Genomic DNA, 12,511 nt, shown 5'->3' with positions numbered 1-12,511 from the left:
ATATCGATTTACAGGTGATTGATTGCATAGCAAAGCGGGTCGGACGAGCTTGTTCTGTCTTCCCGTCAAGATTAGCGGCCGTGGCGTTGCCGACAACTGTGATACTTGCACTCATGCTCACAACGGAAAGGAGCGAATGGCAAGGATTCCGGCAATTTCGTGATGGCGCAACCGCTCGGCCCGATATTTCGGGTCAGGTTCGATAACGCTTGGAAACAACCTTTAATCGTTTTGGATGGCGATCAGGAAAACGACCGCGTGCGGCTGCGGACGGAGCCATAATGTCTGTCCCGCCTCGTCGAGCCACAACGTATCGCGAGCGCCAAGCGCAACTGTCGGCGATTCGCCGATCTGAATGCTGCCCTTGTGGCAGAACAAAAGCGTGGCGGTCGCTTCGGTTGTGAAATCAAGTGGCTCGGAGAGCGATACACGGCGCACGGTGTGGCGCGCGCGGCTGCGGCGGGTCATCACATTGAGGTCGGTGATCGGCCCCGCCGCCAAAGTTGCTTCGGTGGCGGCGTCCGCGGGAAAGAACAAGGGTTCACTGGCCCGCGTCAGGTCTACAGAATCATGACCGGCGATGGAGAGCCGCATGCCTTCGCCTTCAAGGATCGAAAGCGTGCGGTCGATGCCGACAAAGACGGAAAATGGCCCTCCCGCCTCGACCCGCGCCATCGAGATGCGCCAGTCGAAGTCATCCAGCCCAGCGCCAGCCGGCGAGACAACGATCTCGGTCGTCGTCCCGCCACCGTTCTTCCACGGCATGGAGCGATAGTCGCTAGCGCGAAGGATGCGCATCGGCTTAGCCGAGAATGCCCGGCAGGTTGAGCTGATGCTCCTTTGCGCAGTCGATGGCGATGTCGTAGCCGGCGTCGGCATGACGCATGACACCAGTTGCCGGGTCGTTCCACAACACACGCTCGAGACGGCGCGCTGCATCCTCAGTACCGTCGCAGACGACGACCATCCCGGAATGCTGCGAGAAGCCCATGCCAACGCCGCCGCCATGGTGCAGCGACACCCAGGTCGCACCCGAGGCCGTGTTGAGCAGCGCGTTGAGCAGCGGCCAGTCGGACACCGCGTCCGACCCATCCTTCATCGCTTCCGTTTCGCGGTTTGGCGAAGCGACCGAACCGGAATCGAGATGGTCGCGACCGATGACGACGGGCGCCTTCAGTTCTCCCTTGGCAACCATTTCGTTGAACGCCAGGCCGAGGCGGTGGCGATCGCCCAGGCCGACCCAGCAGATGCGTGCCGGCAATCCCTGGAACTTGATGCGCTTCTGCGCCATGTCGAGCCAGTTGTGCAGGTGCTTGTTGTCAGGCAGCAGCTCCTTCACTTTGGCATCGGTCTTGTAGATATCTTCCGGATCGCCCGAAAGTGCCGCCCAGCGGAACGGGCCGATGCCGCGGCAGAACAGCGGGCGGATATAGGCCGGGACGAAGCCGGGGAAATCGAAGGCGTTCTCGACACCCTCTTCCAGTGCCATCTGGCGAATGTTGTTGCCGTAGTCGACGGTCGGGATGCCCATCTTGTGAAAGTCGAGCATCGCCTTGACGTGAACTGCCATCGACTTCTTCGCTTCCTTGGCAACGGTCTTGGGATCGCGCTCGCGCTTCTCTTCCCATTCCGCAACCGTCCAGCCCTGCGGCAGGTAACCGTTGACCGGGTCGTGGGCAGAAGTCTGGTCGGTGACCGCATCCGGCTTCACGCCACGGCGAACCAGTTCCGGGAAGATGTCGGCAGCATTGCCAAGCAACGCAACCGATATTGCCTTCTTTTCCTTGCCGGCCTTGTCAAGAATGGCCAGCGCATCGTCGAGATCCTTGGCCTGCACGTCGACATAGCCGGTCTTCAGGCGCATTTCGATGCGCGAGGCCTGGCATTCGACAGCAAGGCAGGATGCTCCCGCCATGGTCGCGGCCAAGGGCTGTGCACCACCCATGCCGCCAAGGCCAGCGGTCAGAATCCATCTGCCGGAGAGATCGCCGTTGTAATGCTGCCGGCCCAGTTCGACGAAGGTCTCGTAAGTGCCCTGAACGATGCCCTGCGAGCCGATATAGATCCAGGAGCCGGCCGTCATCTGGCCGTACATCATGAGGCCCTTCTTATCGAGGGCGTTGAAATGATCCCAGGTTGCCCAATGCGGCACAAGGTTGGAGTTGGCGAGCAGGACGCGCGGAGCATCCTTGTGGGTCTTGAAGACGCCGACCGGCTTGCCCGACTGCACCAGCAACGTTTCGTCGGCTTCCAGATTGCGCAGCGCGCCGACGATACGGTCGAAGCTCTGCCAGTCGCGCGCGGCACGGCCGATGCCACCATAGACCACCAGCTCACCCGGCTTTTCGGCGACGATCGGGTCGAGATTGTTCATCAGCATGCGCAGTGGCGCTTCGGTGAGCCAGCTCTTGGCGGTCAGCTCGGTGCCGGTGGCGGCGCGAATGGTGCGGGAGTTGTCGATACGGGTGTGTTGGGTCATGCGAATGTTCCCTCGAAAATCAGGCCTTCGCCCAGTTGAGTGCGGTCGTCAGGATTTCGGTCAGCGTCTTGCGCATCGGCGCGGCAAAGTCGGGATCGTAGCGGCTCGGCCAGTTCGCCTGAGCGACCTTGCCCTCCGGCTCCAGCATGTAGCCTCGGCACGAAAGCTCCATCTGCAGGGCATGGACGCCATCTTCCGGCCGACCGTGATGGCGAGTGATCCAACCGCCCTTGAAGCGGCCATTGAGCACCCAAGGTCGTCCTGTCGCGGCCATGATGTCCGCGATTTGTCTTTCAAGGACAGGGTCCGTGCTCTTGCCGGAATTGGTACCGAGGTTGAACAGCGGCAGCTTGCCTTCGAACAGCCGGGGAATGACCGAGCGGATCGAATGGCAGTCATAGAGCACGATCTTGCCGTGCAGGCCGCGCAGCCTCGAGATCTCGGCGTCGAGCGCGGCGTGATATGGCTCGAAATAGCTTTTTCGGCGCTCGGCGACACCGTCGGCGTCAGGCTCTTGACCAGCCTTATAAAGCGGCTCGCCGTCGAAAGTCGTCGTCGGGCAAAGCTCGGTCGTCGCCTGTCCCGGATAGAGCGACACACCCGACGGATCGCGGTTCACGTCGATGACGGAACGCGAGATGGTGGTGCGCACGATTGTCGCGCCGAGATCGGTTGCGAAATCGTAGAGCTTCTCGATCCACCAATCGGCATCGCGACGGGCCAGCCAGGGCGAAACGAAACGATCGTCGAGCCCGGCCAGATCGATACCGGTGTGTGGAATACTGACCAGTAGCGGCGCCTCGCCACGCTGGACGTCGAGCCATGAAGGTTGGGTCACGCGGCGGCTCCACTGACGGCCGGAAGCGTGACTGCTCCAGCAGCCTTCGCAAGCGCACCTTCCCGCACCAGGGCAATCGCCTTTTCCATGTCGGGATGGAAATGACGGTCGTCATCGAGATGCGGCACCTGCGCCCGCAGCACCTTGCGCACAGCCTCGAGTGGCTGGCTGGACGCAAGCGGCTGATGGAAGTCGCAACCCTGCGCAGCCGCGAGCAGTTCGATGCCGATGACGGCGGTGGCGTTCTCGATCATGCCGATAAGCCGACGCGCACCATGGGCGGCCATCGAGACATGGTCTTCCTGGTTGGCAGAAGTCGGAATGGAATCGACTGATGCGGGATAGGCCTTCTGCTTGTTTTCCGAAACAAGCGCTGCTGCCGTCACCTGCGGGATCATAAAGCCCGAATTGAGTCCCGGCTTCGGCGTAAGGAACGCTGGCATGCCCGACAGTGCGGGGTCGACCAGCATGGCGATGCGTCGTTCCGACAGCGAGCCGATCTCACAGACTGCGAGCGCGATCATGTCGGCGGCGAATGCCACCGGTTCTGCATGGAAGTTGCCACCCGACAGTGCTGTATCGTCCTCGGCGAAGATCAGCGGATTGTCGGTGACGCCGTTGGCTTCGGTCTCCAGCGTATCGGCTGCCTTGCGCAGCACATCCAGCGCCGCACCCATCACCTGCGGCTGGCAGCGCAGGCAGTATGGGTCCTGAACGCGTTCATCGCCGACACGATGGGATTCGCGGATGGCGCTGCCGACCATCAGGTTGCGCAGTGCATCGGCCGTTTCGATCTGGCCGCGATGTTTGCGCAGAAGATGGATGCGCGGGTCGAACGGCGCGTCGGAGCCCTTGGCGGCGTCGGTCGACAACGCACCGGCGACCAGCGCCGACTGATAAAGCACTTCGGCTTCGAACAGTCCCGCCAATGCATAGGCGGTCGAGAATTGCGTGCCGTTGAGCAGCGCCAGGCCTTCCTTGGCGCCCAGCGTCACCGGCTCCAGCCCGTGCGACGCAAAAGCGACCCTAGCCGGCACCCGGCCGTGCGGGGTGAAGCATTCGCCGACACCGATCATGACTGCAGTCATGTGTGAAAGCGGGGCCAGATCGCCGGAAGCGCCGACCGAGCCCTGGGCGGGCACGACTGGAATAACGTCGTTTGCCAGCATCTTCTGCAGAAGATCGACGGTTTGCTGCCGCACGCCGGAGGCGCCCTGTGCGAGACTCGCCATCTTGAGCGCCATCATCAGGCGCGCCACAGCAACCGGCATCGGCTCGCCGACACCAGCGGCGTGCGAGAGCACGATGTTACGCTGGAGCGTTTCGAGATCGGCGGCAGGAATGCGCACACTGGCGAGTTTGCCGAAGCCGGTGTTGATGCCATAGACCGGCTCGCCCTTGGCGACGATGCGTTCCACGGCCTTGGCGCTGGCCTCAATCGCAGCCTTGCAGGCAGGATCGAGCACCGGCGTGGCGCCACGATAGATGGCGCGCCAGTCGGCCAGCGTGGCGTTGCCTGGCTTCAATACGAGTTCTGTCATTGTCCCCTCCAGATGCGGGCATGGAGCGGATTGAAGCCCATGCGATAAACGAGTTCTGCCGGCCGCTCGATGTCCCAGATAGCAAGGTCGGCCCACTTCCCGGCTTCCAGCGTTCCGGTCTCACCAAGCAGGCCGAGTGCGCGAGCTGCTTCGCGTGTCGTGCCGGCAATGCATTCCTGCACGGTCATGGCGAACAGCGTCGCGGCCATGTTCATGGTCAACAGCAACGAAGTCAGCGGCGATGTGCCGGGATTGTTGTCGGTAGCCACCGCCATCTTCACGCCATGCTGGCGAAACAGCGCGATCGGCGGCTTTCGGGTCTCGCGGATGAAATAGTAGGCGCCGGGCAGGATACCGGCGACGGTCCCCGCCTTGGCCATCGCTACGGCACCGGCTTCATCGGTATATTCGAGATGATCGGTCGACAACGCGCCATAGCTTGCTGCCAATGCCGCACCATTCAGATTGGAGAGCTGATCGGCGTGGAGTTTCACCGGCAGGCCGGCGGCCTTCGCCGCATCGAAGACGCGGGCGATCTGTTCTGGCGAGAAAGCAATGCCTTCGCAGAAACCGTCGACGGCATCGGCCAGCCCTTCAGCAGCGATCGCTGGCAGCATCGCCTTCGCCACAAGGTCGATATAGGCGTCCTTGTCGCCATTGGCCTCAGGCGGCAGGGCATGAGCGCCGAGGAATGTCGTGCGAACGGTCACCGGGCGCTCGACGCCAAGGCGCCGGGCCGCCTTCAAGGACTTCTTCTCATTGTCGAGATCGAGCCCGTACCCGGATTTCACCTCGATCGTGGTGACACCTTCGGCCATCAGGGCATCGAGACGCGGCAGTGTCTGGGCAACAAGTTCATCCTCACTCGCCGCGCGCAGCGCTTTGACTGAGGAGACGATACCGCCGCCGGCGCGGGCCACTTCTTCGTAGGTGGCACCGGCCAACCGCATCTCGAACTCGTTGGCACGATTGCCGGCATGGATGAGATGTGTGTGGCAGTCGATCAGGCCGGGTGTGATCCAGCGCCCCTCACAGTCGATGATCTCGGCCCCGGCCGGAACCGCCGGCATATCCTTCTCGGGGCCGGCATGGACGATCCGGCCACCGCTCGCCATGATGGCGCCATGCTCGACTTCACCAAGACCGGCGGCATTCTCGGACAGCGTCGCCAGGCGCGCATTGCGCCAGACACGGCTTGCCCCTGCCCGGCCATTCTCCTCCTCAGCCATAGTCTTTTTCCACTTCACTCCGTCGAAATTATGTATATACATATTAAGACGCGACGCAAGCATTATTGTCGCACAGGTTACGGCAAGCGGAGGACGAAGGCGTGACGGCGATCTTTGCGGAACAGGCTTTTCTGAGCAACGGCTGGCGCAAGAATGTGCGTCTCGTGGTTTCCGATGGTGTGCTGGTCACGGTCGAACCCGACGCGATCGTTCAAGCCGGTGACGAGCGGCACGCCATCGTCGTTCCCGGGATGCCGAACCTGCACAGCCACGCCTTCCAGCGCGGCATGGCCGGCCTTGCAGAAACGCGCGGTCCGGGCGCCGATTCATTCTGGAGCTGGCGCGAGGTGATGTATCGCTTCGCGCTGTCGATGACGCCCGACGATGTCGAGGCGGTCGCGGCCCAGCTCTATGTCGAGATGGTGGAGGCCGGGTTTTCGCGGGTCGGCGAATTCCACTATCTGCATCACGACCGCGACGGCAGCCCTTATGCCAACATCGCCGAAATGGCCGAGCGCATTGCGGCAGCGGCCAAGGCAACCGGCATCGGGCTCACGCTACTGCCGGTCTTCTATGCACATTCGGGTTTCGGCGGCGGTGCCCCGAACGAAGGACAGCGCCGTTTCATCAATGATCTGAGCAGCTTTTCCAAGCTTCTCGAAAAATCGAAGGAAGCAGTAAGGGGACTTGATCGTGCAGTCGTCGGCGTCGCGCCGCACAGCCTGCGCGCGGCCACACCGGAAGAATTGTCGGTTGTCGCCAAGCTGGAACCACAAGCACCGATCCACATCCATATCTCCGAACAGGTCAAGGAAGTGGAGGATTGCGTTGCGTGGTCGGGCAAGCGGCCCGTCGAATGGCTGCTCGAAAACCAGGCCGTCGACAGTCGCTGGTGCCTGATCCATGCCACCCACATGACGGATGACGAGACAACCGCCATGGCAAAGTCCGGCGCGATTGCCGGTCTGTGCCCGATCACCGAGGCGAATCTAGGGGATGGCACCTTTTCTGCGCCTTTATTCTCAAGTCACGGTGGCCGCTACGGGGTGGGTTCCGATTCGAACGTGCTGATCGGGGTTGGAGACGAATTGCGCCAACTCGAATATTCCCAGCGCATTTTCCACCGCGCCCGCAATGTGCTAGCGGTGCCCGGCCAATCCAACGGCGAAAATCTGTTCGCACAAGCCCTGATCGGCGGAAACGTGGCTCTCGGCGTTGCAACAACCCGTCTTGAAACCGGCGCACCCGCCGATTTCGTTTCGCTCGATGCCAACCATCCTTCGTTGGCCGGCAAATCCGGCAATGCGATCCTCGACACCTGGATCTTCGCAGGTGGCACGCGCATCGACTGTGCATGGGTGCATGGTAGTAAGCTGGTCGAGAACGGCCGGCATTTCGCGCGCGAGGCCATTGCCGAACGCTTCCGGAATGTGATGATGCGGTTGTCGGCCGACTGAAGGCCGCGGGGATTCGAAGAGCGGGGAACGACAGGCTGATGACCATGACAGCGGAACCGGGATCCCTGCATCAACGCATCCTGTCCGACATCAGCGAGAAGATCCTGTCCGGCGTCTGGGCACCCGGCCACCGCATTCCCTTCGAACACGAACTGACCGCCGAGTACAATTGCTCGCGCATGACGGTGAACAAGGCGCTGTCGCAGCTTGCCAAGGCGGGCCTGATCGAGCGGCGCCGGCGTTCCGGCAGTTTCGTGCGCCGGCCACATTCGCAGGCTGCGATCCTTGAGATCCACGATATCCGTACCGAGGTGGAGGCGACCGGCCTGCCCTATCACTTCGAGCGCGTCTCGCGCCACAAACGTCGTTCCAGCGCCGAGGACCGTGAGCTACTCGGCCTTGATGCGACGGGATCGGTGTTGGCGGTGGAATGCAGGCATTTCGCCGGAAAACGGCCGTTCTGCCAGGAAAAACGGCTCATCAACCTGAGCGCCGTTCCGGAGGCTGAGGAGGAGGAATTCCTGGAGATCAGCCCGAATCCCTGGTTGGTCGGGCATGTGCCCTGGAATGCGGCCGAGCACCGCATCCGCGCCATGGCGGCCGATGAGGATGTTGCCTCGGCGCTCGATATCAGGGTCGGTTCGCCTTGCCTTGTCGTGGAGCGACGAACCTGGAATGCTGAACGCCCGGTCACCCAGGTGCGCTTCGTCTATGCTGCCGAAAGCCACGAGCTGGTCGCGCGTTTTGCGCCATCGCAGGGTTGAGCGTCAGCTCTCCAACCTAGCCTGCTGCCGCCACAGATAGAGGATGTCGGGCTCGCGTTCTTCATTGTCGCGACCGTCTGTCTCCTGGATGGCCGCGAAGCCATGCTTCTCATAGAAGTGGCGCGCGGCCATGTTTTTCTGGAACGTCCAGAGCTGCAATATCGGCCAGGCCGCCTTCGCCACACCGAGCAGTGCCGCACCGATGCCTCGCTTCTGATGACCCGGCAGCACATAGAGCTGATCCACCCATCCTTCGCGGAAAGCGATGAAGCCGACGATTTCACCGTCGACGGCACCCCAGATTTCGCACTTGGCATAGACATGATTTTCGAAGAAACGCCGGTCTTCTTGCGGCGTGTGAATTCCCGCCAGCCATGGCAGCCGTTCGTCAAACGCCTGCCGCAAAACGACAGCGACACGAGCCATGTCTTGCAAGTCCAGCCGGCTCAAGGAAGCGGTCATGGATCAGACGGTGCCTGGCAATGGAGTGTGGCCCGGGACAATAAGAGAATGGGGCCGGTCCCAACCGGACGGCCTCATTCTGTTGGTCAAGCAGCGCGCGCCGCCGGCTTGCGGTTGAAGCGGCGCTTGTTGCGGAACGGCTTGCCGCCCTCCGGCTTGCGCTCGCCATGCGGCTTGTCACCAAACGGGCGGTCGCCGCCCTTGGGCTTGCCGTGGAAATGCCGCTCGCCACTGGGCTTGCCTTTGAACGGACGGTCCCCACCCTGGCTGCGTTCGCCCTGAGCGTTGTGTTCACCATCCGACTTGCCGGAGAACGGACGTCCGCCCTGCGGCTTGCCGCCAAAACGCTTCTTGCCGAAGCCGTCATTGCGCGCCCCGCCGTCACGGCGCTGTCCACGGTCCTCACGCGCGCCATCGTTTGCCGGGGCAAAATTGCGCTCGCCCTGCGGACGCGGTTCGCGGGCCGGATCAGGCTGGCCGAGATGGTCGGCGAGCACCGGCAGCTTCATGCGGATGATGCGTTCGACCTGGCGCAGCTTGCCGTTCTCGGACGGATCGACCAGCGTGATGGCAATGCCGTCGCGGCCGTTGCGGCCGGTGCGACCAATGCGGTGGACATAGCTTTCGGCTTCGTCCGGCAGGTCGAAGTTGACGACATGGCTGATGCCTGGCACGTCGATGCCGCGTGCAGCGATGTCGGTAGCGACCAGAATGCGCACCGAGCCGTCGCGGAAACCGTTCAACGCCTTCTGGCGGGCATTCTGGCTCTTGTTGCCATGGATGACGGCGGCTTCGAAACCGTCGCGCTCGAGGTCCTTGGTAACGCGGTCGGCGCCGTGCTTGGTGCGCGCGAACACGATGACTGAGCTCATGGCGTCGTCGGCCAGCATGTCGGACAGAACCTTGCGCTTCTGCTTGGTGCGGGCGAGCACGACGCTCTGAACGATCTCGGCGGCAGTAGTGCCCTGCGGCGCGACTTCCACACGCACCGGCTCGCGCAGCAGGCTCTGCGTCAGCTGTTCGATCTCAGCCGGCATGGTGGCCGAGAACAGCGCAGTCTGCCTGGCAGGATGCGTGGCCTTGGCGATACGCTTGACGTCGTTGATGAAGCCCATGTCGAGCATGCGGTCGGCTTCGTCGAGCACCAGCCAGGTGGTCTCCGACAGGATGACGTCCTTCTCGCGCACAAGATCCATCAGGCGGCCGGGCGTCGCGATCAGGAAATCCACGCCAGGACCGATCTTCTTGACCTGGCTGAAGCGCGAAACGCCGCCCAGAACCAGTGCCGTGGAGATATGCGCGCCCTTGGCGAGGACCTTGATCGTCTCCTCGATCTGGACAGCCAGTTCGCGGGTCGGCGCCAGGATCAGGGCGCGTGCTGTCTTCGGTCGGCGTTTGGTGCCGAGCGCGATGATCTTGGACAGGATAGGCAGCGCGAAAGCAGCCGTCTTGCCGGAACCGGTCTGGGCAATGCCCAGGATGTCGCGGCCAGCCAGCTGTGCAGGGATGGCCTGCTCCTGGATAGGCTTTGGCTCCGTGAAGCCTGCCGTGTTGGTGGCTTTCAGGAGTTGGCCGGAAATTCCGAGTTTGGCGAAGCCGTTCAGCTCCGCATTGATTTCAGTAGTCAAAATAATCTTCTTTCATGCGGCGTTGCCGCAAACAGCGATGGCGGCGGGGCGCAACCCGCCGTCAAAAACAGGAATGGGACGACAAGGCGGGCGGGCAAAAAAGCCCGCTCGGCTGCGCTGTCGTGCCCGCCGGCCTCTTGCCGCGGGACTTACACCGCCTTGCCCGAAGCAAGGGGAACAGACGCAACCAGTCTCAATCAGGGAGAAAGCCGGAAAAGACCCGGCCCGAGCGCCTATGGGCCGCATATGGAGGAGTTCGCAAAGAAATGCAAGAGCATCATGTTGCAATGCAGCATCGCGGCATTACCCGACCTGCTGATGCCAGTTGCCGGTGGTTCGCGATCGAAGGAGCGAAAGGCGGGTTTGCATCATGAAACCAAAGCCCTGCTTGCGCTCCCCGCCCCGCGCCGATACCAAAAGCGGACCAGCGCATCGACCCGAAAATCGGAATCGATTTTCGGAAAGCACGATGCGCAGTTTCTAAGGGCTGGAGCGCCCTTTGCGGACGCGCGGCGCTCTAAGCATCTAAGGGAGGCCACCCAATGAAGGAAGTGCTGAAGGAACTCGAACGCAGGCGCGACATCGCCCGTTCGGGCGGCGGTCAGGTCCGCATCGACGCTCAGCACGCCAAGGGGAAGCTGACTGCGCGCGAGCGCATCGAAATCTTTCTCGACGAAGGATCATTCGAGGAATTCGACATGTATGTCGAACATCGCTCGACCGACTTCGGCATGGAAAAGTCGAAGATCGCCGGTGATGGCGTCGTCACCGGCTGGGGCACGGTCAACGGCCGCCCCGTCTATCTGTTCGCCAAGGACTTCACCGTGTTCGGCGGCTCACTTTCAGAAGCGCATGCCGAGAAGGTGATGAAGGTGCAGGACATGGCGCTGCGCAACCGCGCACCGATCATCGGGCTTTATGATGCTGGCGGCGCCCGCATCCAGGAAGGCGTAGCGGCACTGGGCGGCTATGCTGAAATCTTCCAGCGCAACGTGCTGGCTTCCGGCGTCATCCCCCAGATATCGCTGATCATGGGCCCTTGCGCCGGCGGTGACGTCTATTCGCCTGCCATGACCGACTTCATCTTCATGGTCCGCGACACCTCCTATATGTTCGTCACGGGTCCAGATGTCGTGAAGACGGTGACCAACGAGACGGTGACGGCCGAACAGCTCGGCGGCGCTTCCGTGCACACGACCAAATCCTCGATTGCAGACGGCGCCTATGACAACGATGTCGAGGCGTTGCTGCAGATGCGGCGGTTGGTCGATCTCCTGCCGGCCTCCAACACCGCCGAGATCCCGGAAGTCGAATGCTACCAGTCGGTGACCGAGCATGACATGTCGCTCGACCGGCTGATCCCTGACAATGCCAACAAACCATACGACATCAAGGAACTGATCCTGAAGACGGCGGACGAAGGCGACTTCTTCGAGATACAGTCGTCCTTCGCCAAAAACATCGTCACCGGCCTCGGCCGCGTCGAGGGTCGCACAGTGGGCTTCGTCGCAAACCAGCCGATGGTATTGGCCGGCGTGCTGGACAGCGATGCGAGCCGCAAGGCGGCACGCTTCGTGCGCTTCTGCGACTGTTTCAACATCCCACTCGTCACCTTCGTCGATGTGCCTGGCTTCCTGCCCGGCACGGCACAGGAATATGGCGGACTGATCAAACATGGCGCCAAGCTTTTGTTCGCCTATGCCGAGGCGACTGTACCGAAGGTGACGGTGATCACCCGCAAGGCCTTCGGTGGCGCGTACGATGTCATGGCGTCAAAGCACCTGCGTGGCGACATGAATTATGCCTGGCCGACAGCGCAGATCGCGGTGATGGGCGCCAAGGGCGCGGTCGAGATCATCTATCGCAAGGATATTGGCGATGCCGAAAAGATCGCGGCCCATACCAAGCGCTATGAGGATCGTTTCCTGTCACCTTTCGTGGCGGCCGAGCGCGGCTATGTCGACGAGGTGATCATGCCGCATTCGACAAGGCGGCGCGTGGCGCGGGCCCTCAGGATGCTGCGCAACAAGGACCTGCAGAATCCTTGGAAGAAACACGACAACATTCCGCTGTGAGGGTGGAACGGCGACGCTTGGTGGCAGCCGTATCACGG

10 protein-coding genes are annotated in these 12,511 nt (G+C 62.2%); 3 read left to right on the top strand and 7 right to left on the bottom strand.

The window, feature by feature from the left end; genetic code table 11:
• Positions 1 to 222 precede the first annotated feature (222 nt).
• The 5 genes from ACFWXH_RS06825 to hutI are packed head-to-tail and all read right to left on the bottom strand — an operon-like array spanning position 223 to position 6,087.
• Positions 223 to 798: a HutD family protein gene (locus ACFWXH_RS06825; RefSeq protein WP_379118603.1), complete on the bottom strand. Its 576-nt coding sequence runs from the start codon at positions 796 to 798 to the stop codon at positions 223 to 225.
• A 4-nt stretch (positions 799 to 802) separates the two neighbouring features.
• A complete protein-coding gene (gene hutU / locus ACFWXH_RS06820) occupies positions 803 to 2,479 on the bottom strand; it encodes a urocanate hydratase (protein WP_379118601.1) in 1,677 nt (558 codons plus the stop codon).
• Between the two features lie 19 nt (positions 2,480 to 2,498).
• The gene (hutG, locus tag ACFWXH_RS06815) at positions 2,499 to 3,317 is read right to left on the bottom strand and encodes an N-formylglutamate deformylase (protein WP_379118599.1); all 819 of its coding nucleotides are present in this window, start codon (positions 3,315 to 3,317) and stop codon (positions 2,499 to 2,501) included.
• Positions 3,314 to 4,858 (bottom strand): histidine ammonia-lyase, encoded by a 1,545-nt coding sequence (gene hutH / locus ACFWXH_RS06810; protein WP_379118597.1) that lies wholly within the window; start codon positions 4,856 to 4,858, stop codon positions 3,314 to 3,316. Before hutH ends, hutG begins: the two co-directional genes overlap by 4 nt.
• Complete coding sequence (gene hutI / locus ACFWXH_RS06805; RefSeq protein ID WP_379118595.1) at positions 4,855 to 6,087, bottom strand: imidazolonepropionase; 1,233 nt, start codon at positions 6,085 to 6,087, stop codon at positions 4,855 to 4,857. The genes hutH and hutI overlap by 4 nt, the downstream gene beginning before the upstream one ends.
• Before the next feature lie 101 nt (positions 6,088 to 6,188).
• Between hutI and ACFWXH_RS06800 the strand changes: the two genes are divergently transcribed.
• Both ACFWXH_RS06800 and hutC read left to right on the top strand, forming a co-directional pair.
• Entirely contained in the window at positions 6,189 to 7,544 is a 1,356-nt protein-coding gene (locus tag ACFWXH_RS06800; RefSeq protein ID WP_379118593.1) for a formimidoylglutamate deiminase, read from the top strand.
• A 38-nt stretch (positions 7,545 to 7,582) separates the two neighbouring features.
• Positions 7,583 to 8,308: a histidine utilization repressor gene (hutC, locus tag ACFWXH_RS06795; protein ID WP_379118591.1), complete on the top strand. Its 726-nt coding sequence runs from the start codon at positions 7,583 to 7,585 to the stop codon at positions 8,306 to 8,308.
• A 3-nt stretch (positions 8,309 to 8,311) separates the two neighbouring features.
• Here the strand turns inward: hutC and ACFWXH_RS06790 are convergent, their stop codons facing one another.
• A complete protein-coding gene (locus tag ACFWXH_RS06790; RefSeq protein ID WP_379118589.1) occupies positions 8,312 to 8,734 on the bottom strand; it encodes a GNAT family N-acetyltransferase in 423 nt (140 codons plus the stop codon).
• A gap of 122 nt (positions 8,735 to 8,856) precedes the next feature.
• Positions 8,857 to 10,398 carry a DEAD/DEAH box helicase gene (locus ACFWXH_RS06785; RefSeq protein ID WP_379118587.1) on the bottom strand — a complete coding sequence of 514 codons (1,542 nt, stop codon included), beginning with the start codon at positions 10,396 to 10,398 and terminating at the stop codon, positions 8,857 to 8,859.
• A gap of 542 nt (positions 10,399 to 10,940) precedes the next feature.
• Between ACFWXH_RS06785 and ACFWXH_RS06780 the strand changes: the two genes are divergently transcribed.
• Positions 10,941 to 12,473, top strand: coding sequence for an acyl-CoA carboxylase subunit beta (locus ACFWXH_RS06780; protein WP_054312952.1), 1,533 nt, complete (start codon positions 10,941 to 10,943; stop codon positions 12,471 to 12,473).
• Positions 12,474 to 12,511: the final 38 nt, after the last annotated feature.

Origin of the sequence: Mesorhizobium sp. NPDC059054 (genome assembly GCF_042739215.1) — a bacterium.
Taxonomy (GTDB): Bacteria; Pseudomonadota; Alphaproteobacteria; order Rhizobiales; family Rhizobiaceae; genus Mesorhizobium.
Note: the sequence above shows the minus strand (reverse complement) of the source record. Positions and strands in the feature narration are given on the sequence as shown.

Bases quoted from the DNA above. Each gene is read 5' to 3' on its own strand.
- ACFWXH_RS06825 (WP_379118603.1), bottom strand. From the start codon at position 798: ATGCGCATCCTTCGCGCTAGCGACTATCGCTCCATGCCGTGGAAGAAC.
- hutU (WP_379118601.1), bottom strand. From the start codon at position 2,479: ATGACCCAACACACCCGTATCGACAACTCCCGCACCATTCGCGCCGCC.
- hutH (WP_379118597.1), bottom strand. From the start codon at position 4,858: ATGACAGAACTCGTATTGAAGCCAGGCAACGCCACGCTGGCCGACTGG.
- hutI (WP_379118595.1), bottom strand. From the start codon at position 6,087: ATGGCTGAGGAGGAGAATGGCCGGGCAGGGGCAAGCCGTGTCTGGCGC.
- hutC (WP_379118591.1), top strand. From the start codon at position 7,583: ATGACCATGACAGCGGAACCGGGATCCCTGCATCAACGCATCCTGTCC.
- ACFWXH_RS06790 (WP_379118589.1), bottom strand. From the start codon at position 8,734: ATGGCTCGTGTCGCTGTCGTTTTGCGGCAGGCGTTTGACGAACGGCTG.
- ACFWXH_RS06780 (WP_054312952.1), top strand. From the start codon at position 10,941: ATGAAGGAAGTGCTGAAGGAACTCGAACGCAGGCGCGACATCGCCCGT.